Origin of the sequence: Lentzea albidocapillata subsp. violacea, assembly GCF_900100275.1 — a bacterium.
Classification (GTDB): Bacteria; Actinomycetota; Actinomycetes; order Mycobacteriales; family Pseudonocardiaceae; genus Lentzea; species Lentzea violacea.
In genome coordinates this window covers 45,842-71,828 of the sequence record NZ_FNET01000015.1, presented here as the reverse complement: position 1 = coordinate 71,828, position 25,987 = coordinate 45,842, and the positions used below count along the sequence as shown (strand labels likewise).

At 68.8% G+C, this 25,987-nt stretch carries 24 protein-coding genes; 8 read left to right on the top strand and 16 right to left on the bottom strand.

The genetic code is table 11. The features are described from left to right. Positions 1-98: 98 nt before the first annotated feature. On the top strand, positions 99-3,305 hold the full coding sequence (gene icmF, locus BLR21_RS28810) for a fused isobutyryl-CoA mutase/GTPase IcmF (protein ID WP_090010734.1): 3,207 nt from the start codon (positions 99-101) through the stop codon (positions 3,303-3,305). On the opposite strand, the gene BLR21_RS28805 is transcribed toward icmF, so the two are convergent. Together BLR21_RS28805 and BLR21_RS28800 are read right to left on the bottom strand one after the other, a co-directional pair. Further along, complete coding sequence (locus BLR21_RS28805; RefSeq protein WP_218130987.1) at positions 3,302-3,991, bottom strand: MOSC domain-containing protein; 690 nt, start codon at positions 3,989-3,991, stop codon at positions 3,302-3,304. The genes icmF and BLR21_RS28805 overlap by 4 nt on opposite strands. Next, positions 3,988-4,416: a nuclear transport factor 2 family protein gene (locus BLR21_RS28800; protein ID WP_090010731.1), complete on the bottom strand. Its 429-nt coding sequence runs from the start codon at positions 4,414-4,416 to the stop codon at positions 3,988-3,990. Before BLR21_RS28800 ends, BLR21_RS28805 begins: the two co-directional genes overlap by 4 nt. 21 nt (positions 4,417-4,437) lie before the next feature. Here BLR21_RS28800 and BLR21_RS44035 point away from each other — a divergent pair, with 21 nt between their 5' ends. Both BLR21_RS44035 and BLR21_RS28790 read left to right on the top strand, forming a co-directional pair. After that, complete coding sequence (locus BLR21_RS44035) at positions 4,438-5,061, top strand: CGNR zinc finger domain-containing protein (protein ID WP_256334992.1); 624 nt, start codon at positions 4,438-4,440, stop codon at positions 5,059-5,061. 81 nt (positions 5,062-5,142) lie between these two features. After that, positions 5,143-6,300 carry a hypothetical protein gene (locus BLR21_RS28790; protein ID WP_090010728.1) on the top strand — a complete coding sequence of 386 codons (1,158 nt, stop codon included), beginning with the start codon at positions 5,143-5,145 and terminating at the stop codon, positions 6,298-6,300. Between the two features lie 159 nt (positions 6,301-6,459). Here the strand turns inward: BLR21_RS28790 and BLR21_RS28785 are convergent, their stop codons facing one another. Beyond that, the gene (locus BLR21_RS28785) at positions 6,460-7,107 is read right to left on the bottom strand and encodes a hypothetical protein (RefSeq protein WP_090010725.1); all 648 of its coding nucleotides are present in this window, start codon (positions 7,105-7,107) and stop codon (positions 6,460-6,462) included. A 157-nt stretch (positions 7,108-7,264) separates the two neighbouring features. On the opposite strand from BLR21_RS28785, the gene BLR21_RS28780 reads away from it, so the two are divergent. After that, positions 7,265-8,830, top strand: coding sequence for a sensor histidine kinase (locus BLR21_RS28780; RefSeq protein WP_090011002.1), 1,566 nt, complete (start codon positions 7,265-7,267; stop codon positions 8,828-8,830). Here the strand turns inward: BLR21_RS28780 and BLR21_RS28775 are convergent. Beyond that, positions 8,827-9,477 (bottom strand): response regulator transcription factor, encoded by a 651-nt coding sequence (locus tag BLR21_RS28775; RefSeq protein WP_030479008.1) that lies wholly within the window; start codon positions 9,475-9,477, stop codon positions 8,827-8,829. The genes BLR21_RS28780 and BLR21_RS28775 overlap by 4 nt on opposite strands. 323 nt (positions 9,478-9,800) lie before the next feature. Beyond that, positions 9,801-10,358 carry a YceI family protein gene (locus tag BLR21_RS28770; RefSeq protein WP_090010723.1) on the bottom strand — a complete coding sequence of 186 codons (558 nt, stop codon included), beginning with the start codon at positions 10,356-10,358 and terminating at the stop codon, positions 9,801-9,803. A gap of 106 nt (positions 10,359-10,464) precedes the next feature. Here BLR21_RS28770 and BLR21_RS28765 point away from each other — a divergent pair, with 106 nt between their 5' ends. Beyond that, positions 10,465-10,986: a MarR family winged helix-turn-helix transcriptional regulator gene (locus BLR21_RS28765; protein ID WP_338061075.1), complete on the top strand. Its 522-nt coding sequence runs from the start codon at positions 10,465-10,467 to the stop codon at positions 10,984-10,986. Here BLR21_RS28765 and BLR21_RS28760 read toward each other — a convergent pair. Continuing rightward, entirely contained in the window at positions 10,891-11,835 is a 945-nt protein-coding gene (locus tag BLR21_RS28760; RefSeq protein WP_090010721.1) for a GlxA family transcriptional regulator, read from the bottom strand. The two genes, BLR21_RS28765 and BLR21_RS28760, sit on opposite strands and share 96 nt — an antisense overlap. A gap of 71 nt (positions 11,836-11,906) precedes the next feature. Here BLR21_RS28760 and BLR21_RS42780 point away from each other — a divergent pair, with 71 nt between their 5' ends. Continuing rightward, positions 11,907-12,056: a hypothetical protein gene (locus BLR21_RS42780; RefSeq protein ID WP_176929837.1), complete on the top strand. Its 150-nt coding sequence runs from the start codon at positions 11,907-11,909 to the stop codon at positions 12,054-12,056. Here BLR21_RS42780 and BLR21_RS28755 read toward each other — a convergent pair. Next, complete coding sequence (locus BLR21_RS28755; RefSeq protein ID WP_090010718.1) at positions 12,049-13,158, bottom strand: citrate/2-methylcitrate synthase; 1,110 nt, start codon at positions 13,156-13,158, stop codon at positions 12,049-12,051. The two genes, BLR21_RS42780 and BLR21_RS28755, sit on opposite strands and share 8 nt — an antisense overlap. 42 nt (positions 13,159-13,200) lie before the next feature. Here BLR21_RS28755 and BLR21_RS28750 point away from each other — a divergent pair, with 42 nt between their 5' ends. Further along, the gene (locus BLR21_RS28750; protein ID WP_090010715.1) at positions 13,201-14,322 is read left to right on the top strand and encodes a citrate synthase; all 1,122 of its coding nucleotides are present in this window, start codon (positions 13,201-13,203) and stop codon (positions 14,320-14,322) included. A 61-nt stretch (positions 14,323-14,383) separates the two neighbouring features. Then, positions 14,384-15,481, top strand: coding sequence for an acyltransferase family protein (locus tag BLR21_RS28745; protein ID WP_176929836.1), 1,098 nt, complete (start codon positions 14,384-14,386; stop codon positions 15,479-15,481). Here BLR21_RS28745 and BLR21_RS28740 read toward each other — a convergent pair. From BLR21_RS28740 to BLR21_RS28705, 9 genes are all read right to left on the bottom strand, one after another. Beyond that, positions 15,444-17,150 carry a 1-deoxy-D-xylulose-5-phosphate synthase gene (locus BLR21_RS28740; protein ID WP_090010709.1) on the bottom strand — a complete coding sequence of 569 codons (1,707 nt, stop codon included), beginning with the start codon at positions 17,148-17,150 and terminating at the stop codon, positions 15,444-15,446. The two genes, BLR21_RS28745 and BLR21_RS28740, sit on opposite strands and share 38 nt — an antisense overlap. After that, positions 17,140-18,081: a 4-hydroxy-3-methylbut-2-enyl diphosphate reductase gene (gene ispH, locus BLR21_RS28735; RefSeq protein ID WP_036015549.1), complete on the bottom strand. Its 942-nt coding sequence runs from the start codon at positions 18,079-18,081 to the stop codon at positions 17,140-17,142. The genes BLR21_RS28740 and ispH overlap by 11 nt, the downstream gene beginning before the upstream one ends. Positions 18,082-18,103: 22 nt before the next feature. After that, entirely contained in the window at positions 18,104-19,150 is a 1,047-nt protein-coding gene (locus BLR21_RS28730; protein ID WP_090010706.1) for a family 2 encapsulin nanocompartment cargo protein polyprenyl transferase, read from the bottom strand. Positions 19,151-19,152: 2 nt separating this feature from the next. Then, the gene (locus BLR21_RS28725) at positions 19,153-20,553 is read right to left on the bottom strand and encodes a family 2B encapsulin nanocompartment shell protein (protein WP_218130986.1); all 1,401 of its coding nucleotides are present in this window, start codon (positions 20,551-20,553) and stop codon (positions 19,153-19,155) included. A 61-nt stretch (positions 20,554-20,614) separates the two neighbouring features. After that, on the bottom strand, positions 20,615-21,643 hold the full coding sequence (locus BLR21_RS41860; protein WP_143027904.1) for a terpene synthase family protein: 1,029 nt from the start codon (positions 21,641-21,643) through the stop codon (positions 20,615-20,617). Positions 21,644-21,659: 16 nt separating this feature from the next. Then, complete coding sequence (locus tag BLR21_RS41855) at positions 21,660-22,739, bottom strand: terpene synthase family protein (protein ID WP_143027903.1); 1,080 nt, start codon at positions 22,737-22,739, stop codon at positions 21,660-21,662. A 3-nt stretch (positions 22,740-22,742) separates the two neighbouring features. Further along, positions 22,743-24,149, bottom strand: a complete 1,407-nt coding sequence (locus BLR21_RS28715) for a family 2B encapsulin nanocompartment shell protein (protein ID WP_218130985.1) — start codon at positions 24,147-24,149, stop codon at positions 22,743-22,745. Between the two features lie 358 nt (positions 24,150-24,507). After that, on the bottom strand, positions 24,508-24,972 hold the full coding sequence (locus BLR21_RS28710) for a heme-degrading domain-containing protein (RefSeq protein ID WP_090010700.1): 465 nt from the start codon (positions 24,970-24,972) through the stop codon (positions 24,508-24,510). Continuing rightward, on the bottom strand, positions 24,969-25,976 hold the full coding sequence (locus BLR21_RS28705; RefSeq protein ID WP_090010697.1) for a Gfo/Idh/MocA family protein: 1,008 nt from the start codon (positions 25,974-25,976) through the stop codon (positions 24,969-24,971). Before BLR21_RS28705 ends, BLR21_RS28710 begins: the two co-directional genes overlap by 4 nt. Positions 25,977-25,987: the final 11 nt, after the last annotated feature.

Here is a 25,987-nt window from a genome sequence, read left to right as displayed (position 1 = left end):
CCTCTGGCCGCCGGCGGGACCATGTCCTCTCCTTCTCGATACAGAGACCTGGACCACGCTCGGTTGCACGTCCGATAGTAGGAAGTCAAACTATTCTCATGGCGACCACTCTGCACAAGCCGGCGAACCCGGTGCGCTTTGTGACCGCGTCCAGCCTGTTCGACGGCCACGACGCGGCTATCAACATCATGCGGAGGATCCTGCAGTCGCAGGGCGCGGAGGTCATCCACCTCGGCCACAACAGGTCGGTGTCGGAGGTCGTCGACGCGGCGATCCAGGAGGACGCGCAGGGCATCGCCATCAGCGCGTACCAGGGCGGGCACGTCGAGTACTTCTCGTACCTGGTCGAGCTGCTCAACGAGCGCGGCGCCGGGCACATCCGGGTCTACGGTGGCGGTGGCGGCGTCATCGTCCCCGAGGAGATCGAGCTGCTGCACTCGCGCGGGGTCGCGCGGATCTTCTCGCCGCAGGACGGGCAGACGCTCGGCCTCGCCCGGATGATCAACCTGATGATCGAGGAGTGCGACCACGCGCTGACGGAGCCGTACAGCCACGACGCGCTGCTGACGGGGGCGGACGAGGCCCTGGCGCGCGCGATCACGCACATCGAGGCCGGCACCGCGGAGCCCCTGGAGACCACGCGCAAGGTGCCGGTCCTCGGCATCACCGGCACCGGTGGCTCGGGCAAGTCGTCGCTCACCGACGAGCTGGTGCGCCGCTTCCGGCTCGACCAGCAGGACAAGCTGCGCATCGCCGTGCTCGCCGTCGACCCGACGCGCCGGCGTGGTGGTGGCGCGCTGCTCGGCGACCGCATCCGGATGAACTGCCTCGACGGCGACCGCGTGTTCTTCCGTTCGATGGCCACGCGTCGTGCGGGCAGCGAGATCCCGGACGGCCTGGAGCAGGCCATCGTGGCGTGCAAGGCGTCCGGTGCCGATCTGGTCATCGTCGAGACACCCGGTATCGGTCAGGGTGACGCGGCCATCGTGCCGTTCGTCGACTTCTCGCTGTACGTGATGACGCCGGAGTTCGGTGCCGCGTCGCAGCTCGAGAAGATCGACATGCTCGACTACGCGGACGCCGTGGCGATCAACAAGTTCGAGCGCCGTGGTGCGGAGGACGCGCGCAGGGACGTCGCACGGCAGATGGTGCGCAACCGCGAGGCGTTCGGCGTCAAGTGGGAGGACATGCCGGTCTACGGCACGTCCGCCGCGACGTTCAACGACGACGGCGTGACGGCGCTCTACCAGTTCCTGCGCGACGGCCTGGTCGAACACGGCCTGCACGCCGAAGAGGGCGCACTCGCCGCCGTTGCCGGCAAGACGTCCACGAGCGCCTCCACGGTCGTGCCCGCCTCACGTGTGCGCTACCTGTCCGACATCTCCGACACCGTGCGCGGCTACCACCGCAGGACCGACGAGCAGGTCGAGGCGGTCCGCAGGCACCTCCAGCTCTCCGGCGCGCAGAAGGCGTTGGAGGCGGCGGGCAAGGGCGTCGCGGACATCGCCGAACTGGCAACGGAGGCCGAGCGCAAGGTCGACCGCGAGACGGCGAACCTGTTGGGGGCATGGCCGGCGACCGTCGAGCAGTACTCCGGCGACGAGCTCGTGTTCAAGGTGCGGGACAAGGAGATCCACACCAGGCTGACGCGCGAGACGTTGTCCGGCAACCAGGTCCGCCGGGTCAGCCTGCCCCGCTACGACGACGAGGGCTCGCTGCTGCGGTTCCTGCGCAAGGAGAACCTGCCGGGCTTCTTCCCCTACACCGCAGGGGTCTTCCCGTTCAAGCGCGAGGGCGAGGACCCGGCGCGCATGTTCGCGGGCGAGGGTGACGCGTTCCGCACGAACCGCCGCTTCAAGTACCTGTCGAAGGGCAACCCGGCCACGCGCCTGTCGACGGCGTTCGACTCGGTGACGCTCTACGGCCGCGACCCCGACACCCCGCCGGACGTCTACGGCAAGATCGGCACCTCCGGCGTCTCGATCGCGTCGCTCGACGACATGAAGGCCCTGTACGACGGTTTCGACCTGGTCGCGCCGACGACGTCGGTGTCGATGACGATCAACGGCCCGGCGCCGACGATCCTCGCGTACTTCCTCAACACCGTGATCGACCAGCAGGTCGCCGTGTTCACGGAGAAGGAGGGCCGTGAGCCGTCCGCGGAGGAGTACACGAAGATCAGGGCGTTCGCGCTGGCCAACGTCCGCGGCACCGTTCAGGCCGACATCCTCAAGGAGGACCAGGGCCAGAACACCTGCATCTTCTCCACGGAGTTCTCGCTGCGCATGATGGCGGACATCCAGGAGTGGTTCATCCAGCAGCAGATCCGCAACTTCTACTCGGTGTCGATCTCGGGCTACCACATCGCCGAGGCCGGGGCGAACCCCATCAGCCAGCTCGCCTTCACGCTCGCCAACGGCTTCACCTACGTCGAGTCGTACCTGGCGCGGGGCATGAACATCGACGACTTCGCGCCGAACCTGTCGTTCTTCTTCTCCAACGGCATGGACGCCGAGTACAGCGTCATCGGCCGGGTGGCGCGCCGCATCTGGGCCGTGGCCATGCGCGACCGCTACGGCGCCGCGGAGCGTTCACAGAAGTTCAAGTACCACGTGCAGACGTCGGGCCGTTCGCTGCACGCGCAGGAGATGGACTTCAACGACATCCGCACGACGCTGCAGGCCCTCTGCGCGCTGTACGACAACTGCAACTCCTTGCACACCAACGCTTACGACGAGGCGATCACCACTCCCACGGAGTCGTCCGTCCGCCGCGCGATGGCCATCCAGATGATCATCAACAAGGAGTGGGGCCTCTCCGCCAACGAGAACCCGCTGCAGGGCTCGTTCGTCATCGACGAGCTGACCGACCTTGTCGAAGAGGCCGTGCTGATGGAGTTCGACCGCATCTCCGAACGCGGCGGCGTGCTCGGCGCGATGGAGACCGGCTACCAGCGCGGCCGCATCCAGGACGAGTCGATGCTCTACGAACAGCGCAAGCACGACGGCTCGCTGCCACTGATCGGCGTCAACACCTTCCTGCCGGAGGACGGCACGCGCGAGGTCGTGAAGATCGAGCTCGCGCGCGCCACCGAGGAGGAGAAGGAGTCGCAGGTCGAGCGCACGCGTGCGTACCAGGCCGCACACCGCGACGAGGCGCAGAAGGCGTTGGCACGCTTGCGTGAGGTGGCGCAGACGAACGAGAACGTGTTCGCCGTGCTGATGGACGCGGCCCGTGTATGCACGCTCGGCCAGATCACCGAAGCCTTCTTCGAGGTGGGCGGCCAGTACCGCCGCAACATCTAGACGGCGTAGGGCCGGCCGACGATCCACCCGCCGATGCGGTCGGGGAGTTCGTCGGTCGGCACCAGCTCAACGGCATCTCCGACGTTGACCAGGCCAGGCTGGATGACCCAGCTGTCCAGGCACAGCACGCCACCGAACTCGCGGCGGATGCGCCGGTGCACGTCCAGGTCCTGTGCGCCGGTGTCGGGGTCGATCGTCGTGACCACGCACCGGGCGCGCTTCTGGTACATGCCGATCACGACATCGCCGATCACCAGCGCGTGCCCGGGCCAGCTGTCCTCCTCGCCGGCCTCGACACCGCCGATGAGGATGTTCGGCCGCAGCCGCCGCACGTCGACGCCCGCGGCCTCGACCTGGCCGTCCGTGGCCACCAGGACGTTCAGCACGTCGAACCGCTCCGGGCCGGTGTAGCGGGTCAGCCTGCCGCCGAACGGCAGCACCCTCTCGTGGGCCTGCCAGCTGTCCCAGGGATGTCCGTCCACCAATGGACCGTCCGGGCCGGTGGTCGCGGGGATCGTGAGCAGGCCGTACCTGGTGCGCCCGGTCAGCACGCCGCGCGGGCCCTGCACGTGCACCAGCCGGTCGCCCTGCACGCCGTCGGACGTGAACGTCGCCTGCCGGAGTTCTTCACCGCCCAGTGACTTCACCGGGAACCGCCACAACGCCTTGACATGCACGGCCGTCACTCCGCCGGGATCTCGTAGGTCGAGTCCGGGTCGACGCGCCGTTCGGACTCGGCGATCTTCACGTCGTTGATGCTCGCCTCGCGCCTGCGCATCAGGCCGGACTCGGCGAACTCCCAGTTCTCGTTGCCGTAGCTGCGCCACCACTGGCCCTCGTCGTCGTGCCACTCGTACTGGAAGCGCACGGCGATGCGGTCGTCGCCGAACGCCCACAACGACTTGCGCAGCACGTACTCGTGCTCGCGCTCCCACTTCTTCGTCAGGAACGCGACGATCTCGTCGGTGCCGTGGACGAACTCGGACCTGTTGCGCCACACCGAATCCGGTGTGTAGGCGCCGGCGACGCGTACTGGGTCCTTGGTGTTCCAGGCATCCTGGGCCGCCTGCACCTTGCGGCGGGCGGTCTCGGCGTCGAACGGAGGTTTCACGACGGTCCTTCCAACGGTTGGGTGACGCTGCAAACGTTAGAACGAGAACCTAACGGATGCAAGCCTGTGTTACCGTTAGACGTGCTGACGCCCGACGAGCCCCGTCCGGTCCTGCTGATGAACACCATCTGGGCCAATCGGTCGCAGGTCCACGACGACCTGACGACTGTCGGTGGACTCCGCGACTTCCTGGGTGTTCCGGTGGACCAGGCCGACCTGACAGCGTTTCGCGCGCTGAGGCAGGCCTTGAGAGACCTCGCGGGCGTGCTGACCGAGGACACGCGTCCGGTCGCGCGGGATCGTGATCTGGAGCGGGCCGTGGCTGAGGTCAACCGTGCGGCGCGCAGTGCGCAGCGGTGGCCACAGCTGGCCGTGCGTGACGGCGAACTGTTGCGGCACAACGAAAGCGACGGATCACTCGCGGATCGTGAGCGCGCCTCGATCGCCGCGGAGGCAGTGGACCTGTTCACCGGCGAGAGCCGGGTTCTGTTGCGCGCCTGTTATGCGCCGGGCTGCGTGCTGTACTTCGTGAAGGACCACCCGCGCCGCGAATGGTGCTCGCCGTCGTGCGGCAACAGGGTCCGCGCGGCCCGCCACTACCGGCGCAATCGGGGTGAACCCCCTGGTCCGAACGGGTTTTCCTGATCAGTGGGGGTAAACATGAGCCGCCCCGATTCCGATTAAACGGACAACAGTTGGGCGCGTTCTGTGTGGTGGTGATCCGCGATGTCCCGAGAATCCGTGCCAGGTCACGACATCAGCTATCACCTCGTCTGCTTCGACGAGACAGGTAACGAGCGGGGGCGGGACAGCGCGGACGTGCTGTACGACGCCCGCCAAGGCGTCACCGACGTCTTCTTCTTCATCCACGGGTGGAACGGCGACGTGCCGGCCGCCCGTGAGCAGTACGGGCGGTGGGTCGCGACGATGGCCGGCTGCCGTGCCGAACGTGATGCGGCACACCGGCTTCCGGGCGGTTTCAAGTCCCTGCTCGTCGGCCTGCACTGGCCGTCGAAGGCGTGGGGCGACGAGGACGTGCGGTCGGACGAGTTCATCAAGGCACAGGCCGACCGGCTCGGCGGTGGTGCCGGACGCACGGCCGCCGTGCGCACGATCGTCCAGGCCGCGCGGCAGCACCCGTGCCGGATGTCGCCCACGGTCAAACAGGCCTACGACTACCTGGAGAGCTCGGTTCCGGACCTGCCGGGCGAGGACGGGATGGCGTTCGACGCCGAGCAGCTCTACCGGGCGTGCCTGGAGGATCCGGCCCTGGGCGGCATCCTGTCGCCGTTGCGGATCCTGACGTTCTGGAAGATGAAGCGGCGCGCCAAGGTGTTCGGCGAGAGCGGCGCGGCCAGGATCGCCCGCGACGTCGCCCAGGCCGCCCCGAACGCGCGCGTCCACCTGATGGGCCACAGCTTCGGCTGCATCACCGCCACGGCGATGGCGAACGTGGTGCCCGCCGCGACACTGACCCTGGTGCAGGGCGCGATGTCGCTGTGGTCGTTCGCGGAACGGCTGCCCGGCGAACCCGGCTCCGGCTACTTCCGCGGCGTGCTCGGCCGCGTGCCCGGCCCGATCATCGTCACCACGTCGTCGAACGACTACGCCATCGGCCGTTTCTACCCGCTGGCCGCGCGGTCGGGCCGGCAGGTCGACCTGGACGAGTACCCGAAGTACGGCGGGCTCGGCTCGCACGGCGTGCAGGGCACCTACGCGCACGGCCACAACATCGGCTCTCCCGGCGAGCTCCAGCGCGGGCAGGTGCACAACGTCGACTGCACGTCCGTGATCCGCCGGATCGACGGGATCGCGGGCGCTCACAACGACATCTGCCACCCGGAGCTGGCTCGGCTGCTGTGGAAGGCGGTGCTGGCCCGCTAGGCCCTGCCCTGTAAGTCTCGTCCGAGATAGTCGCGGCCGAGGGCCCCGGAGACGGCACCGCCGCAAAGCCCGAATACGCCCGGTATGAGGGCATCGCGGCGGCACCACCTCCGGGTCTCTCGACCGTGACTCTCATCGAACGGACTCACAGGACAGGGCCTAGGCACCCAGACACAGCACGATCTGGGGTACCAGCGTGTTGCCCAGACAGGGGCGCAGGTCCGCGCGCAACGCGGACAGGCTCACCGGGGCGTGGCCGGGGGAGACGGCGAACCCTGCCGTTCCCGCGGCCAGCACGACGCGCTGCATCGCCTGTCCCGCACGGATTTCCGCCGCGGCACCCTGGGTGAACGTGCACAGCACCAGCTCGGTGCCGCTGCGCAGGTGCAGCCAGGCACGTTCCACTTCAGCCGCCCGCGACAGCAACCCGCGCCAGGCGGCGGGTTCGGGGAACGTCGTCCACGTGCGACGGTTCGCGCGCAGCGACCGCAGCAACGCCAGCACGTCCGGACTCGGTTCCTGGTAGCCGCCGAGCCTGATGGCCGCCGCCGCGTCGTGCGCGCTCTGGCCGGGCAGCAGTGTGACCAGTGGGCGGATGCCGTGTCCCTGCAACGCCAGCCGTGCGTTGAGCAGCGCCGCCCCGCAGGCCAGTCGCGTCTCCCGGTTGTGCGGCCCGGTGGTGTGCAGCTCGATCTGCTCGGGACGCACCTCGAACCGCACGCCGGGAGCGGAGGCTCTGGCGAGGGAGAGGACGCCGCGCACGTCCTCACTCGCGAGGCCGAGTGAGCCGGGCACGGTGACGGTCATGGGCACACTCTCCGGCCGGAGCGACGGCCGAGCCACGGTCGAAGGTCCCCACTTCCCAGGGCCATGAGTTGGTGGAAAATGTGCCAATCTAGTCGGCGTGCCTGACGTGCCTGGTCGCCGCGACCTCGACGAGCTGCTCGACGAGGTCCGGGACCGCATGGACGAGATCGTGACCACCCGCGACCACATGCAGGAACTGCTCGGCGCGATGCTCGCCGTCGCGTCCGGTCTGGAACTCGAGCCGACCCTGCTGCGCATCGTCCAGGCGGCCGCGGACCTGGTCGGCGCCCGCTACGGCGCGCTGGGCGTGCTCGGCACCCGTGACGACCTCTCGGAGTTCCTCCACGTCGGCGTGGACGAGGTGACGCGCAGGTCCATGGGGCACCTGCCCGAGGGCAAGGGCCTGCTCGGGCTGCTCATCAAGGACCCGACGCCGCTGCGCCTGCGCGACCTCGCCCAACACGAGATGTCGGTCGGCTTCCCGCCCAACCACCCGCCGATGCACAGCTTCCTGGGCGTGCCCGTACGCGTGCGCGACGAGGTGTTCGGCAACCTCTACATGACCGAGAAGATCGACGCCGCCGAGTTCACCGCCGACGACGAGGCCGTGCTGCTGGCCCTGGCCGCCGCCGCGGGCATCGCGATCGAGAACGCCCGCCTGTTCGAACGCTCCCGCATGCGCGAGCGGTGGCTGGAGGCGATCGGCGAGGTCAACTCCGAACTGCTGGGCGGCGCCTCCGGCGAGTACGCGCTGCGCCTCATCACCCAGCGCACCGTCGAACTCGCCTGCGCCGACTCGGCCCTGGTCGTCCTCGGCGACGGCCTGCACACCCCGCTCTCCGTCGCCGCGAGCGCGGGCGTGCAGATCGGCGACTTCGCCGCCGCCGACCACGTCGTCGACGAGGTGATCCGCTCCGGCGTCCCGCTCCTGGTGAACGACCTGGGCTCGGAGTTCGGCCCGGCGCTGGCCGTCCCGCTGCGCTCGGGCATCGGCGTGACCGGCGCGCTGGTCGTGCTGCGCCTCGGCGGCGGCACCCGTTTCCTCCCCGACCAGGTCCCGATGCTCGCCTCGTTCGCCGACCAGGCGGCCGTCGCCCTGGAGTTCGCGGAGCAGCAACGCTCGCAACGCCTGCTGGACGTGCTGGAAGACCGCGACCGCATCGCCCGCGACCTGCACGACCACGTCATCCAGCGCCTGTTCGTCACCGGCCTCACCCTGCAGGCCACCCTGCGCCGCATCACCGAGCCCGAGGTGGCCGGCCGCCTGCGGACCGCCGTCGAGCAGCTCGACGAGACGGTCCGCGAGATCCGCACGTCCATCTTCGACCTGCACTCGAACGACAACACCTCGCTGCGCCGCCGCCTGCTCGACCTCGTCGCGGGCCTGACCGAGTCGACGCACCTCAAGCCGTCCATCCGCATGTCCGGCACCGTGGACAACTCGGTGCCACCCGAACTCGCCGAGCACGTCGAGGCCGTCGTGCGCGAGGCCGTCACGAACTGCGTGCGGCACGCGTCCGCGACCGAACTGACGGTGCTCGTCGACGCCGGTGAGGATGTCGTGATCACCGTGCAGGACAATGGCGTCGGCATTCCGGCGGACGCCTCACGCAGCGGTCTGCGCAACCTCGCACACCGCGCGTCGAAGTTCAGCGGGTCGCTGGCGGTGACGGTGCCGGAGGGCGGCGGCGCGTGCGTGGTCTGGCGCGTTCCGCTCGGCTAGCGGAGCTTGTCGCCGTCCTTGCGGAACTGCGACGCGAACACGGCGGCCTGCGTGCGGCGTTGCATGCCCAGCTTCGCCAGCAGGTGCGAGACGTAGTTCTTGACGGTCTTCTCGGCGAGGAACATGCGCTCGGCGATCTGGCGGTTGGTCAGCCCCTCGCCGATCAGGTCGAGCACCGTGCGCTCCTGCTCGCTGAGCATGCGCAGCGGGTCGCCCTCCTCGCGCTCGCGGCGGATCCGGTTGAGCAGCGCGGAAGTCGTGCGGGCGTCCAGGAGGGACTGTCCTGCCGCGACGGTGCGGACGGCGTTGACCAGGTCCGCGCCGAGGATCTGCTTCAGTACGAAGCCGGAGGCGCCCGCCATGATCGCGTCGAACAGGGCCTCGTCGTCCGCGAAACTCGTCAGCATCAGGCACTGCAGGCCGGGGATGCGGCTGCGCAGTTCGCGGCACAGCTCGATGCCGTTGCCATCGGGGAGCCTGATGTCGAGCACCGCCACGTCGGCCTGCGCGCCCGGCACCTTGGCCAGGGCCTCCGTCACCGATGCCGCATCACCGACCACCTCGAGATCGGACTCCTCGCCGAGCAGGTCCGCTATGCCGCGGCGGACGATCTCGTGGTCGTCGACGAGGAAAACACGCGTCGCCATGGAAGCCACGGTAGCCCCAAAGGCACTGACATGAGGGGACCGACGGCGCACGGCTCACTGCGACGATCGGGCCTGCTCCAGGATCACGAGCGGACTTCGCGCGGCGATGGTGCTCACGCGCCGGCGAGCGGTCGCCGGCGCTGAACACGCGAATGTCCGGGTGCTGGAGAAGCACCCGGACATTCGCGGTGGAACAAATTGTGATGGGGCCGCCGGCGCTGTCCGAGCCGGAGCAGGGTGTAGCGGGGGGCCGTGGCCGACTCGCCGGGATGCTGCTCGGGTCTACCTCGCAGGCCCTGATCCACCACGCCCGATGGCCGTCGTCAGGCCTGCTTGATCGCGGAGATCTCGAACTCGAGGACGACCTTCTCGCTCACCAGCACGCCACCGGTCTCCAGGGCGGCGTTCCAGGTGACGCCGTAGTCCTTGCGGTTGATGGTGTGCGAGCCCTCGAAGCCGACGCGGGTGTTGCCGAACGGGTCGACGGCCACGCCCTCGAAGGCGAACGGGATGGTGATGCTCTTGGTGACGTCCTTGATGGTGAGGTCACCGGTGATCTCGAAGTTGTCGTCGTCGACCTGCTTCGCGGAGGTCGAGACGAACTTGATCTCCGGGTAATCCTCGACGGCGAGGAAGTCGTTCGTCGTCAGGTGGCCGTCGCGCTGAGCGTTGCGGGTGTCGATGGTGGCGACCTTCACGGTCACCTCGGCGGTGGTGTTCTCCGGCTTGTCACCATCGATGGAGATCTTGCCGTCGAACTCGTTGAACGCACCGCGGACCTTGGTGACCATCGCGTGGCGCGCGACGAAGCCGATGCGGGAGTGCGAGGCGTCGATGACGTAGTCGCCGGTCAGTTCGGAGAGGTTCGTGGCGGTGGTCATGGTGTCAAGTCCTTCGGTTGCTCGATTTGGTTGAACTGTCACTCACCTTGCCGGAACGTGGGTGATGTGTCAACTATTCCCGTATGCTGAAGTGGTGACACGATGGTTGGAACCTGAGCAGCAGCGGGCGTGGCGTGCCTACGTCCGCATGCAGGGGGAGCTCAATGCGCATCTGAGCAGGCAAATGTCGGTCGATTCGGACATCTCGATGGCTGACTTCGCCGTGCTGGTGCAGCTCACCGACACGCGTGATGAACGCGTGCGCGTGTTGGAGCTTGCACGGTCCTTGCACTGGGAGAAGAGCCGCATTTCACATCACGTCGCACGGATGGAGAAGCGCGGCCTGGTGCGCAGGGAGAACTGCAGCAGCGACGGGCGCGGGTCGTTCGTCGTGCTGACGGACCAGGGCCGGTCCGCGATCGAGGAGGCCGCGCCGGCGCATGCCGAGACGGTGCACAGGCTGGTGTTCGACCTGCTCACCGAGGCCGAGGTCGCGGCGCTGGGGTCGATCTCCGAGAAGATCTTCACGCGCCTAACGACAGGAGAATGTGCGGCGGTAATCGCTCGGTGCGATGCCGACGACCCGATGGAAGTGGTGCCGCAAGAGGGCGGCTGTCCCGAAGCCTGACCTGGTGGCGACCGTGTCGACGTCCAGGTCGGTCTCTTCCAGCAGCCTGCGCGCGTGAAGTACCCGCTGGAGTGACAGCCACTTGTTCGGGGTGGTGCCGGTCTCCGCGGCGAACCTGCGCGCGAAAGTCCGCTCGGACATGACGGCGAGCTTCGCCATCGTCGCCACCGTGTGGTTGTCCGCGATCGTGTCGAGCACCTGCTCCAGCACCGGTTCGAGGCTGTCCGAGCTGCATTCCGGGATCGGGAGCTCCACGAACTGCCGCTGCCCGCCGTCGCGCTGCGGCGCCACGACCATCCGGCGCGCGATCGTGTTGGCGATCTTGGTGCCGAGTTCCCGCCGGACCAGGTGCAGGCAGGCGTCGATGCCCGCCGCCGTGCCGGCGCTGGTGATGATGTTCCCGTCGTCCACGAACAGCACGTCCGCGTCGAGCCGCGCCTTCGGGAACCGCTCGCGGAACTGCCGCGCCTCGCGCCAGTGCGTCGTGCAGTGCCGGTCGTCGAGCAGGCCGGCCGCGCCGAGGATGAACGCCCCGCTGCACACGCTGAGCAGCGTCGCGCCGGTCTCGCGGAGTGCCTTGACCAGCTTCTCCGGGTAGTCGTCGCGGACGCGCGCGGCGGGCAGTGCGACGAGGTCGACGCTCTGCAGCGCGTCGAACCCGTGTTCCGGCGTGATGCTCACGCCGCGAATGCTCGTCGGCACCGGCTGGTTCGGGATCTCCCCGCACACCCGGAAGTCGACCAGCGGCACGCCCTCGTCGGTCCGGTCGAAGCCGAACACCTCGCAGAGCAGGCCGAACTCGAACGGCGCGACGCCGTCGATGAGGGGAACCGCCACCGATCGCAGCATGGCAGGATATTAGCGCACAGCGTCAGATCTGCCACTTTTGGCGGGATATTGCTGGCCGCAAACTTACTGACATGACTCTTGCAGCGATCGTCCTCGTAGTAGCCGCCCTCTCCGTCTGGCTCGACCGGCATCGCGACCGCACCGCCGGTCTGGCCGGTTCATCCGACGTCAACGACCGCGACCGCGCCCGAGTGCGCAACGACCTCCGGTACCTCACCTGATGAGCGGTGCGGGTCCCGTGTAGCGGGCGACCGGACGGATGATCTTCGTGTCCTCGGACTGTTCGAGCGCGTTGGCACACCATCCGACCACCCGGCTGCACGCGAACGTCGGCGTGAACATCTCGCGCGGGATGCCGCACTGCTCCATCAGCACGCCGGCGTAGAACTCCACGTTCGCGTACAGCTGCCGGCCGGGCTTGAGCTCGGCCAGCAGCTCCGTGACCCGGCGCTCGACGGTGACCGCGAACTCGGTGAGACGGGTCGGCTGTTCCTGGGCGATCCCCCTGAGCAGGCGCGCCCGCGGGTCCTCCGTCCGGTAGACGGCGTGCCCGAACCCCATGATCCGGTCGCCCCGCTCGATGCGCTCCCGCACCCAGGCGTCGATGTTGTCCGGCGTCCCGATGAGGTCGAGCGCCTCCAGCGCCCGGTCCGGCGCGCCACCGTGCAGCGGCCCGGAGAACGTCCCGATCGCCGCCGCCACCGCCGACACGACGTCCGCTCCCGCGCTCGCGACCACGCGTGCGGTGAACGTCGACGCGTTGAAGCCGTGGTCGATTGTGGCGATCAAGTACTGCTCGACTGCACGACTCGCCCATGTTGACGGCTCCTGTCCAGTCAACATGTACAACCAGTTCGCCGACGTGGACAGATCAACCCTGGGGTTGACGGGATCAAGTCCGAGCTTGAGCCGGTGCAGTGCCGCCAGGATCGTCGGCGTCATCGCGCTGACCTTGAGCGCGTCCGCCTTGCGCGCGCTCATCGGCGCGTCCCACATCGGCTGCGACGGCAGCATCGAGAGCGCGGTCCGCAGCCCTGCCAGCGCCGTGGAGCCTGAACGTGCGATCGCGGGCAGCACCTCGCTGACGACCGCCGGCAACGACCGCAACGCGGCGGTCCGCGCGGCGAAGAGCGAGGCCTCGTCCTGGCTAGGCAGCCGGCCCTCGGCGAAGAGGAACCACACGTCCTCGAACGACCGCGTCCTGGCCAGTTCGATCGCGTCGTGCTCGCGGTAGTGGTAGTAGCCCGCGGCACCGTTCACGTCCCCGATCAGGGTCGTGGTGACGACGACGTCTTTAAGCCCTTTGGGTGCATCAATCAACATGGATGAAAGGCTCCGTCAACATGTCTTGTACAGTCAACGTTGATGGAATCAATGTTGACGACGAACCAGGCCGCGCGCCGACTCGGAGTGAAACCGGCGACGGTCTACTCGTACGTCAGCCGCAAACTCCTGACCAGCAAGAAGGTCAACCGCCAGAGCATGTTCGACGTCGCCGAGGTCGAGGCCCTGGCGCAACGCACTGGTGCCCGCGGCGCAGTGGCCGCTGTGACGGATCGCATCCGCACTCGCATCTCCCTGCTGGAGAAGGACCGCCTCCACTACCGGGGCCGCTCCGTCCCCGGCCTCGCGAGCACCAAGCGCTTCGAGGACGTCGCGCACTGGCTGTGGACGGGCATCGACTCGGAGGGCGTGCAGTTCCCCGAGGGCCAGGAGATCTGGATGGCCCTCCCGGAAAGCGCCACCCTGACCGACCGGGTCCGGGTGGCCGTGGTCCTCGCGAGCGCGGGCGACCCGTTGCGGTTCGACCTCGACCGGGCCGTCACCACGGCCATGTCGCTGATCGCCGACGTCGTCGAGTCCCTGCCGCTGCTGGGCAGGCCCGCGGGCACCGACATCGCCGACCGCCTCTGGGCCCGTCTCTCCCCGGACCCTCCGCAGCCGGACCTGCTCAACGCCGCCCTGATCCTCCTGGCGGACCACGACCTGGCCATCTCGACCATGGCCGCCCGAGTGGCCGCGTCGGCCCACGCCCACCCGTACGCCGTCGTCTCCGCGGGCCTCGGCGCGATGGAGGGCCAGCGCCACGGCGCCGCCGCGACGATCGCGCACCGCTTCCTCACCCAGGCCGCGGCCGACCCGATGGGCGCCGTCGCGGAGCACCTGCGGGCCGGCCAGCCGATCCCCGGCTTCGGCCACCGCATCTACGAGTTCCGCGATCCGCGCGCCGACCACTTCCTCGCCCTGCTGCGCGGCCACGGCGACCTGGTGGCGGACAAGGTGATCGCCACCCAGCCGAAGACGTTCCCGAACATGGACCTGGCGCTGGCGCAGTTCGGGCTGACGTTCTCGATGCCGCCGACGGCGGGGGAGGCCATCTTCTCGATCGCGCGGATCGCGGGATGGATCGCGCACGCGATGGAGGAGTACAAGGAGCCGGGGTTGCGGTTCCGGACGATGGGTGTGTACACGGGCGACAGGCCGTAGCCGGTCGGTCGCCCCTCTTGGCTGCTGGCGTGATCGCGTCCGGAAGCGGACCATGAAAACCATGAGATTGTCCGCAGTGGACAACCTGAAGGTGATCCTGGTGGCGTGGGTCATCGGCGGCCACGCGCTGCTGGGCTACGCCGCGATCGGCGGCTGGCCGTACGACGAGGTCAACGAGGTCACGTTCCACCCCGGCGCCGAAACGGTGCTGGCGGCGCTGGTCGGGCCGTCCGGCCTGTTCTTCATGGGCACCTTCTACTTCGTCGCCGGGATCTTCACGCCCGGTTCCATCGAGCGCAAAGGCCGGCGGCGGTTCATCGCCGATCGGCTCGTGCGGCTCGGCACGCCCTGGGTGGTCAGTGCGGTCGTGGTGTGGCCGACGTTCGTGTGGATCGCCTACAACGGGGCCGATCGGGACGTCTCGTGGTGGCAGGCGTTCACGGACCGGCGGCCGTTCCTGGACAGCGGGTCGCTGTGGTTCGTCGGCGTGCTGCTGATCTTCAGCATCGCGATCGCCCTGGCACCGCCGATGAAGGAACGCGCCATCACGCCACGGACCCTGGTGGGCATGACGATGATCGTGGCGGGGACGACGTTCCTGACGCGGCTGGTGTTCCCGGCGCGCAGCGGGCAGGTCGGGGACCTGCACCTGTGGTGGTGGCCGCAGTGTCTCGGGATGTTGCTGCTCGGGGCGATCGGCGGGCGCAAGCTCGCGGAACGGGTGCCGGACGAGATCTACCGCATGACCCGCAACGTCGTCATCGGCACGATCGCCGTGCTGCCCGTGGCGGCGGCGTTCATGGGCGTGCTGGATCTGGCCAGGAACGCGGAACCGTTCCTCGGTGGCTGGAGGTGGCAGGCCGCCGCCCTCGCGCTGATCGAGGGAATCCTGGTGGTGGCGGGGAGTCTGTGGCTCATCGGGCTGGCGCAGCGGCGGCTGACGCGCCAGGGGCCCTTCGCGGAGGGGCTGGCGCGGTCCGCCTACGTCGCGTTCGTCGTGCAGGGGCCGATCCTGCTCGCGCTCGCCACCGGCCTGCGTCCGCTCGACCTTGCCGCGGAGGTGAAGGCACCGCTGGTGGGCGCGGGGGCGATCGTGTTGTCCTTCTGGATCGGCTGGTACGTCACTTCGCGGCGAGGCGCTTCAGCACGCTCGTCGTGATGCCGGCGGCGTCCAGGCCGTGCGCGCGCAAGATGCGGGCGCGTGAGTCGTGCGGCAGGAAACGCGGGGGCAGGGCGAAAGTCGCCACGCAGGTCGGGGAACCGGCCAGCGCCTGACCCAGGCGTGCGCCCAGGGCACCGGTGGACGTCGTGTCCTCCACGGCGAGCACCAGGCGGTGCTGGCCGCTGTACTTGACGAGGTGTGGGTCCAGGGGAGCCGTCCAGCGCGGGTCCACGACGTTCACACGGACGTCGTGCGAGGCGAGTTCCTCCGCCGCCGCCAGGCAGGGACCAGCCAGCGGGCCCACCGAGATCAGGAGCACCTCGGCGTCCGGGACCTCGCGCAGCACGTCGAAGTGGCTCACGCGGCGTACCGCGGGCACGTCCGGTCCGACGGAGGCCTTGGGGTAGCGCACCACCGTGGGGCCGTCCGAGACCTCGACCGCCTCACGCAGCAGCGCGGCCAGAGAAGCAGGATCGCGTGGGGCCGCCAACCTCAGACCAGGCACCACGGGCAGCACGGAGGCGTCCCACATGCCGTGGTGCGACGCGCCGTCCGGGCCGGTCACACCGGCTCGGTCCAGCACGAACGTCACCGGGAGCCGGTGCAGCGCCACGTCCATCAGCAACTGGTCGAAGGCGCGGGACAGGAACGTCGCGTAGACGGCGACGACCGGATGCAGCCCGCCCATCGCCATGCCGGCGGCGGACGTCACGGCGTGCTGCTCGGCGATCCCGACGTCGAACACGCGCGCCGGGAAGCGTTCGGAGAAGGGCCGCAGCCCCACCGGTTCCAGCATGGCGGCGGTCAGGCAGACGACGTCCGGGCGTTCCGCGCCGATGGCCACGATCTCGTCGGAGAACGCGTCGGTCCACGTCCGCCCGCCGGTGGCACCGGACGCGCCGACCGCGTGCATGCGGTCCGCCTCGTCGGTCTCGGCGGCGGTGTACCCCTTGCCCTTCACGGTCCTGCAGTGCACGACGACCGGACGGCCGAGCGTTTTGGCCTCCCACAGTGCGTTCTCGACGGCGTGCACGTCGTGCCCGTCGACCTCGCCGATGTACGCGAGACCCAGCGCCTCGAACAGCCCACGAGCCGAGCCGTTCAGCAACGACGCGGCGAAGCCACCCGTCGTCGGGTCGTAGGAGCGGCCGTTGTCGTTCAGCAGCACCACGACCGGACGCGACGAGCCGCCGATGTTGTTCAGCGCCTCCCAGCACATCCCGCCGGTCAGCGCACCGTCACCGACGATGGCGACGACCCGGCGGTCGGCGCCGCCGAGTTCGAACGCCTTGGCCAGACCGTCCGCATAGGACAGTGCGGTGGACGCGTGCGAGTTCTCGATCACGTCGTGCGCCGACTCGGCCGCGGACGGGTAGCCGGACATGCCGCCGGCCTGCCGCAACGAGTCGAAGTCCGAGCAACGGCCCGTCAGCATCTTGTGCACGTACGACTGGTGCCCGGTGTCGAACAGCACCACGTCGACCGGGGAGTCGAAGACCCGGTGCACACCGATCGTCAGCTCGACGGCACCCAGGTTCGGGCCGAGGTGGCCGCCGGTACGGCGCACCTTGGCGATCAGGAACGACCGGATCTCCGCGGCCAGCGGGGAAAGCTCGGAGGAGGAGAGTGCCCGGACGTCCGCGGGCGAGCTGATGTCAGCCAGCACGGCGCACCGCCAGCGGGAGGGTGAAGGCGATCGTCTCCGTCGCGGTCGTGTGCGTGGACACCGAAACGGTGCCCAAAGCCTCCAAGGCCGCCACGACCTCGTCCACCAGCTCGGGAGGTGCCGACGCGCCCGCGGACAGGCCCACCGACGTCACCCCCGCCAGCCACGCCGGATCGATCTCCGAGGCGTCGTCGATCAGGTGGGCGGGAGTGCCGCCGCGTTCCGCGAGCTCGACCATCCGCACCGAGTTGGACGAGTTCTTCGAGCCCACCACCAGCACCAGGTCCGACCGCGCGGCGACCTCGCGGATGGCGATCTGCCGATTCGTGGTGGCGTAACAGATGTCGTCGGAACCGGGTCCGCGCACCTGCGGGAACTTCCGCTCCAGCGCCTCGACCACCTCGGCCGTCTCGTCGACGGCCAGCGTCGTCTGCGTCAGGTACGACACCGGACCGGTGATCTCCAGCGCCTCGACGTCCGCCACGGTCTCCACCAGCACCATCTGCTCGGGCGCCTCGCCCAGCGTGCCCTCGACCTCCTCGTGCCCGGCGTGCCCGATCAGCACGATCGTGTCGCCGCGTTCGGCGAAGCGCCGTGCCTCGGCGTGGACCTTCGTCACCAGAGGACACGTCGCGTCGAGCACGTCCAGCGACCGTGCCTGGGCCTCCGCGCGCACGGCGGGGGAGACGCCGTGCGCGGAGAAGACCGCCGTGGCACCGAAAGGCACCTCGGACAGCTCCTCCACGAACACGGCGCCACGAGCTTCCAGCGCGCGCACGACGTGGACGTTGTGCACGATCTGCTTGCGCACATAGATGGGGCCGCCGCGTTGGTCGAGCAGTCGTTCCACGATCTCGATGGCACGCTCCACCCCGGCACAGAACGACCGGGGTGAGGCGAGCAGCACCGAACGCGGCGGATGTTCCGTCATCGAGCGCCTTCCCAAAGCGGATTCAGTGATCTCGGTGGGTGACGAGCTGGGCGAGCGTGCCGAGTTCCACTGCCGCACGCGCGGTCGGGGAGGCCTCGCCGAGATGAACCAGCGCCTGCGTGTGCAGTTCGTCGGCCTCCGTCTGGCTCCAGGCACGTCCACCGGCCTCGTCGACGAGATGTGCGGCCCGCGCAAGCGTTTCCGCGTTCATCTCCTCCGATCCGAAGTACAACGACGCCAGCTCGGCGGAGGCGGGGACCCCGGCGGTCAGGGCACGCACGACCGGCAACGACTTCTTGCGGTTCACCAGGTCCGAGTGCCCGGCCTTGCCCGTCACCGCCGGGTCGCCCCAGATGCCGAGCAGGTCGTCCACGTGCTGGAACGCCAGCCCCAGCTCGGTTCCGTAGCCGCGCATCGCCTCGACCTGTTCGTCGGACCCGCCGCCGTACAGCGCGCCCAAAGCCGTGGAGGCACCCAGCAGCGCACCCGTCTTGCCGCGCGCCATCCGCTCGACCTCGAACACCTCGACGTCGGACCGCGTCTCGAAGTCCAGGTCGTAGGCCTGGCCTTCGAGCAACGCCACGGTGGCGTCGCCCAGGGTCCGGATCGCCTCCATCGCCCGCGGATGTCCTGATCCCGCGAGGACGTCCACGGCCAAGGCCTGCAACGCGTCACCGGCCAGGATCGCCGCGTTGACGCCGAACACGGTCCACGCCGTCGCCCGGTGGCGGCGGCTCGTGTCGCGGTCCATCACGTCGTCGTGCAGCAGCGAGAAGTTGTGGATCAGCTCCACCGCGACCGCCGCCGGTACCGCGTCGGCGGCGGCACCGCCGACGGCCTCGGCCGCCAGCAGCACCAGCGCGGGACGGATCGCCTTGCCGCCGTTCTCCAGCACCGGGTTGCCGTACTCGTCACGCCACCCGTGGTGGTACTCCGCGATCGTGCGCATCGACGGCGGCAACTGGTCGACTGCCTTGCGCAGAGCCGGGAGCACGAAGCTCCGGCTCCACGCGAGCACCTCGCCGGACGGTCGCCCGGCGGCGAGCGGTTCGGTCATCTCGGCTGTCATCTCTAGAGCCCGATCTCCACGTTCTCCAGCACGCCCAGGGCGTCCGGCACCAGCACCGCGGCCGAGTAGTACGTCGACACGAGGTACTTGAGCATCGCGTGCTCGTCGATGCCCATGAACCGCACGTTCAGGCCGGGCTCGTACTCGTCCGGGATGCCGGTCTGGCGCAGGCCGACGACGCCCTGCTTCTCCTCGCCGAGCCGCATCGCGATGATCGACGTGGTGCCGTTCTTGTTGACCGGGATCTTGTCGCACGGGGCGATCGGGACGCCGCGCCACGACTGCAGCTGCTTGCCCTCGACCTCGACGGTCGGCACGTACAGGCCGCGGTTGTTGAGCTGCCGGCCGAACGCCGCGATCGCCTTGGGGTGGGCCAGGATCAGCCTGGTGTTGCGGCGCCGCGAGATCAGCTCGTCCATGTCGTCCGGCGTCACCGGGCCGGAGCCGGTGCTGACCCGCTGCTTGAGGTCGGCGTTGGCGAGCAGGCCGAACTCCTTGTTGTTGATGAGCTCGAACTCCTGGCGCTCGCGCAACGCCTCGATGGTCAGCCGCAACTGGTGCTCGACCTGGTCCATCGGCTGGCTGTACAGGTCCGCCACACGCGTGTGGACGCGCACGATCGTCTGCGCCACCGAGAGTTCGTACTCGCGGGGCCGCAGCTCGTAGTCGACGAACGTGCTGGGCAGCGTCGGCTCGCCGTCGTGGCCGGACGAGATGTCGATCTCGGCCTCGCCGTGCTTGTTCGACGCGTTCGCCGGGTTCGCCAGCTGCTGCGCGATGTGCTCCCGCAACGGTTCGATCTGTCCGTTGAGCTGCGCGAAGGCGGCCCGCGTCAGCACCACGGCCGTCGTCGGCGTCAGCGCACGCGCGGTGAAGGTCCAGTTCTTGTCGGAACCGGACAGCACCGGCTCGTCGCCGAGGTACTCGCCGTCCGCGATCGTGCCCAGCGCCACGTCGTCGCCGTACTCGCCGCGCCCGGTCTTGGCGACCTTGCCGTGCGCGATGACGATGATCTCGTCGACGGACTCGCCGCGGTGCGTGATCACCTCGCCCGGCAGGTACTCGCGCTGCTCGAAGCGGTTCGCGACGGCGGTCAGCGCCGCCTCGTCCTCGAACCCGCGCAGCAGCACGAACTCGGCCAGCTCCTGCGGCACGATCCGCACCTCGGAACCCACGGAGGTGAACGTGACCCGGCCATCGCCGATCGCGAAGGTGAGCCGGCGGTTGACGCGGAACGCACCACCCTTCGCCTCGACCCAGGGCAGCAGGCGCAGCAGCCACCGGGGCGAGATCCCCTGCATCTGCGGTGCGGACTTGGTGGTGGTCGAGAGGTTGCGGGCCGCCTGCGTCGAAAGGCTCAGCTGCCCGCCCTCGACCCCAAGGCCCGGATCGGTAACAGTCACTGGAAGTCCTGCCAATCTGTTGGTGCGAGGTTGGAACTAGCGAACGAGTACCGCGGTCAGGTCATGCCGACATGCTTTTCGTCGGCGTGACCTGACCGCGGCCCTGCGGTTTGACGAAGAGCGACTGCGTGCCAAGCCCTGACGGTGTGTGGAACGACTTCCGGGTGGGGACCGGGGAGGAGCTGAATCGGCCGGATCTCCGCGTCCAGAGGAGTTCGCCCGCGAGCCACGACTTCAGGGCCTCGACGTACCGGTGCAGCCCGGCCTTCGCCTCCGCGTCGAGGCCGTACTCGTCGGCGATCGACGGCAGCTCACCGAGGATCGAGCCGATCTGCCGCAGCCGGGCCGCGATCAGGTCGGCGACGACCGAGACGGCCTGCTGCACCTCGCAGCCGAAGAACTGCTGAACGGCCAGCACCGCGCTGGTGGTGCTGCCACCGGTGGCATAGGCGTGGTCGAAGCCGACGATCTCCTGGCGCAACGCGGGAACGTCGCCGAACGAGTCGACGAGCGCCCGCATCGTGCTGTTGCGCAACAACTCCGCCGGCAGTTCGGCGCCGACGGATTTGCGGGCGAGCTTCGCGGACAGCTCCGCGGCGATCGACCGGCGCCGCATCTCCACGAGGTCGATCGGGTCGGGTACGCGGCCCTGTGCCGTGTTGTGCAGCTCCCACAGCAACGCGTCGAAGAGCTCGGCCAGGTGTTCCCGGTCCTCGTCGTCCAGGGTGGACCGCGAGACCAGGTCGGCCAGGCCTCTCTCGGCCGGGTTCGGCGAGGGCGGCGAGCCGCTCAGCACCGACTTCAGCGCCGCCACGAACGCCCTGCCGCCCGCGACGTTGCGCGGCCGGAGGAAGCCGTCCCGGAACGCGTCGCTCACGTAGAAGCCCCACGTGTGCCAGTCGTTGATGTGCTTGAGGTCGTCCAGGGAAGCCGTCGGGTGGGTCAGCGGGCCGAAGCCGCCGTAGTCCGCGGCGTCGTAGAACGCCTCGGTCCACGGCGCGCCGCCGAGCATGCCCATGTCCCGCACCCACGTCCTGGTGTGCTGACGGACGCGGTCCACGTGCGGTGAAAGCCTTGCGGCGAAAGGCATGTCGAACGAGGGAATCTCAACCACGGGGCACCCCCAGCCATGCCGCGGAGGTGCCCAGGCCGGTCGGCCCGCGCAGGATCGTGCGGAAGAACGCCGAGTTGCCTGCGCCGCCTTCAGCTTTGGTGTAGCGGCCCGCGTGCAGGTGCCACTCGTGGCCGCCGGACTGCCAGTCCTGCAGGCCCTTCACGTACTTGAGCACGCGCGCCTGGTCCTCCGGGCCCAGGGCGTTCTCGGCGAACAGCTGAGGCAGCTCGGTGAAGACCGTGTTCTCGAACTGGTGCAGCCGTGAGGTCAGCAGGGTGTTCACGGCCTCGACGGCGGTCTGCGTGTCGTGGCCGAAGAACTTCTCGAACACGAGCACCCCGTTGGAGTTCTCGCCCTCCCGCAGCACTTCCCGCTCGTACGAGAAGATGTCGTTGCGCAGGTGGATCGCGTCGGAGAACGTGTCGGACAGGACCCGCAGCGGCCGGGTGCCCGCGACGGACGCGGGCACCTCGGCTGCCTCGGAGACCTCCACCAGGTTCGCCGACCACGGTGCGCCACCGACCTTGCGGCGCATCTCGATGTACTCGATCGGGTTGGCGACCGTGCCGCTCTCGATGTTCTTGATCTCCCACATGCACTCGAGCAGCAGGTTGTGGGTGCTCGTGGTGAACCGGCGCCGCCAGTCCTGTGACATCAGCCCAATCGTCCGCTGCCACAGGTCCACGAGACCGCGTTCGGTCGGGTTCTGCGGCTCCGGCCACGGGTCCGTGCCGTTGAGAGGCATGAACGCCGGCAGTCGGTCGAGATAGGCCTTCGCTCCCGAGACGTCCTTGCTCTGCTTGAACTCCGCGAAGAACTCGTCGTCGAAGTAGAAGACCCAGACGTACCAGTCCGTGATGAGGTCGAGGATCTCCGCGGGCGCGTCCGGGTGGGTCCACGCGCACATGAACCCGTAGTCGTCGCCCGCGAGGATCTCGTCGGTCCACACCCCGGTGTCGAGCATCCCCATGTCCCGCGCCCACTGCGTCGAGTGGGCGCGGGCGCGTTCGAGGTGCGGGTTCATCCGCGCCGGGTGTGGCACGTAGAACTCCGGCATGGTGAAGGACGCCAAGACCTATCCCTCGCGGCCGAGCTCGACGTGCTCCAGCACACCGATCGCGTCCGGCACCATGATGGCGGCCGAGTAGTAGGCGCTGACCAGGTAGTTGATGATCGCCTGGTCGTTGATGCCCATGAACCGCACCGACAGGCCCGGCTGGTACTCGTCCGGGATGCCGGTCTGGTGCAGGCCGATGACGCCCTGGTTCTGCTCGCCGGTGCGGATCAGCATCACCGACGACGTGCGGGTGTCGGAGACCGGGATCTTGTTGCACGGCAGCACGGGGACGCCCCGCCAGGCCGGCACCTGCTGCCCGTTGAAGTCGATGTGCTGCGGGTAGAGGCCGCGCTTGTTGAGCTCACGGCCGAACGCGGCGATCGTGCGCGGGTGGGCCAGGAAGTACCCCGGGTCCTTCCACACGATCGACAGCAGCTCGTCGAAGTCGTCCGGGGTGGGCGGGCCGGTGCGGGTGTGGATGCGCTGCTTGAGGTCCGCGTTGTGCAGCAGGCCGAACGACCTGTTGTTGACGATCTCGTGCTCCTGGCGTTCGCGCAGGGCCTCGATCGTGAGCCGCAACTGCTGCTCGACCTGGTCCATCGGGTTGTTGTAGAGGTCCGCGACCCGGCTGTGGACCTGCAGCACGGTCTGGGCGACGCTCAGCTCGTACTCGCGCGGCGTGAGCTCGTAGTCGACGAACGTGCCGGGCAGGACGGGCTCGCCGTCGTGACCGGCCGCCATGCCGATCTCCGCCTCGCCGTGCTCGTCCTGAGGCTTGTTGCGGCTGTTGAACGTCTGCTGGATGTGTGCGCGCAGGCCGCCCGCTTCCCCGTTGAGCGCCTGGAAGTCGGCCCACGACAGCGTGAGCACCGTGACCGGCGTGACTGCCTTGGCGGTGTACTCCCACTCGCCCTGCGGCCCCGCCAGCACGGTCTCGCCGAAGTACTGGCCGTCCGCGAGGTTGCCGAGCACGGTGTCGCCGCCGTACTCACCTGTGCCGACCTTGTCGACCTTGCCGTGCGCGATCAGCACGACGCTGTCCTTCGGGCGGCCCTTCTCGACGATGACGTCGCCGGCACCGAACTCCTGCTGCGTGAAGCGGCCGGCGAGCGCCGCGAGGACCTCTTCGTCCTCGAAGCCCTTGAGCAGCGCCAGTTCGGTGAGCTCCATCGGCACCACGCGGATCTCCGCGCCGATGTTCGTGAACGAGACGCGGCCGTCGCCCAGCGTGTAGGTGAGGCGCCGGTTGACGCGGTACGCGCCACCTGCCGCCTGCACCCAGGGGAGCACCTTGAGCAGCCAGCGGGAGGTGATTCCCTGCATCTGCGGGACGGACTTGGTGGTAGTGGCCAGATTTCGTGCGGCGGCCGTGCCCAAACTCAGCTGCTGACGGCCCTCATTGAGGTCAGAATCCGTCACAGTCACAACCGGTACCCACCTATCTCAATGCGCTAATGGACCAAACCGATAAGCCGGAAGGGACGTTAGTTCGCACTGCTGATGGCTGTGAAGAGGCCAAGAAGGCGACATTCGGGTGGGTGGCTTACGCCTGTTGATGCTACTGAGCGTACAACTCCTGCCCCACGCAACCATCGTTGTGTCGGCAGGCGGGTGGTCCGGCGCTATTCGAAAGAGTATGGAATAAACCACTCGTTTGGCTCAATAGGATCACTCTTTTGTGTGCGCCGGTCCGTGTTGTATGGATGTTATACGGCACCACTCCGAGTGGGGTGTAAACCACTCGAAGTGGTGTGTGTCAATTTGTATCGACGACTATTCGTGATTACGAATCGCGTGAGTTCAGGAATGATTCCAGTTGGGTCACGACGAACGCGTGGTCCTCCGCCTGGGGCAGACCGGAGACGCCGACGGTGCCGACCGGGCCGGTCCCGCGCAGGATGACGGGGAAGACACCGCCGTGCGCCGCGTAGAGATCGGGGTCGAGGCGTGACTCCTCCTCGAACGTCGACCCCTTCTCGCGGAACGTCGTGCCGACGTGGAACGAACTATGGCCGAACAGCTCGACGACCCGGGCCTTGCGCTCCAGCCACCTGTCGTTGTCCGGCGCCGTGCCGGGCAGTGAGGCGTGGAAGAGCCGGTGTCCGTTGCGCTGCACCGAGATCGCGATCGGCAGGCCCTGTTCGCGGGCGGCGTCGAGCAGGTGCAGGCCGAGTTCGATCGCGACGTCGTTGCCGAACCGGGTGAACTGCAGCTGCCGTTCCTGGGCGAGAAGCTCTTCGGAGTTCACAGCTCTACCACCTTGTTCTCTCGTGCGGACAGGAAAGCGGCCTCGATGACCCGCAGTGCGTGCACGGCGCCCGCCGGGTCGACGGGGATCCGGCCGGCCTGCAGTTCGGTGTAGAAGTGCTGGTACGCGCCGGGTTCGACGGCGATCTCGGTCGTCTCGCCGAGGATGCCGAGCCGTCCGGTGCGGTCCTCGCGTCCCCAGTCCGGATCGGTCGGGCGGCGACCCGCGTCGAGCGCGTCCTCCTGCTCGTCGAGGCCGCTGATCTCGAAGGCGCCCTCGCTGCCGAGCAGGCGGAAGCGCGGTCCGGTGTTCGCCGCGTGCGCGTTGGCCCACAGGTGGGAGCGGACGCCGTTCTCGTGCGTCAGCGCCACGAACACGTCGTCGTCCACCTGCGCGCCGGGGCGGCGCCGGTCGAGTTCCGCGTAGACGGTCCTGACTGGCCCGAACAGCTGCAGCGCCTGGTCGACGAGGTGTGCGCCGAGGTCGTAGAGCAGGCCACCCGCCTCCTCGGGGGCGCCGAACTCGCGCCAGTTGTCCCAGATCTCCGGCACCCAGCGCTCGTAGCGGGACTCGAACCGCCGCACCTCGCCCAGCCGGCCGAGGACCTCGCGGACGGTGAGGAAGTCGCTGTCCCAGCGGCGGTTCTGGAAGACGGTGAGAGGCACCCGCGCGGCCTGGGCGGCGGCCACCAGTTCCTCGGCTTCGGCGGAGGCCGGCGCGAACGGCTTGTCGACGACGACCGCCACGCCCTTGGCGATGGCGCGCTTCGCGTACTCCACGTGCGTCCTGTTCGGCGTGGCCACGACGATCAGGTCGAGGTCCAGCTCGAACAGCTCGTCCGCGGTGACGATCTTCGCGTCCGGGTGCGCGGCACGGGCCTGCGCCTGCCGTTCCGGGTTCGCCGTGACGATCGCGACGAGGTCCATGCCCTCGGTGGAGGAGATCAGCGGGGCGTGGAAGACCCGCCCCGCGATGCCGTAGCCCAGAAGTCCGACTCGAGTCATGCTTCCAATTA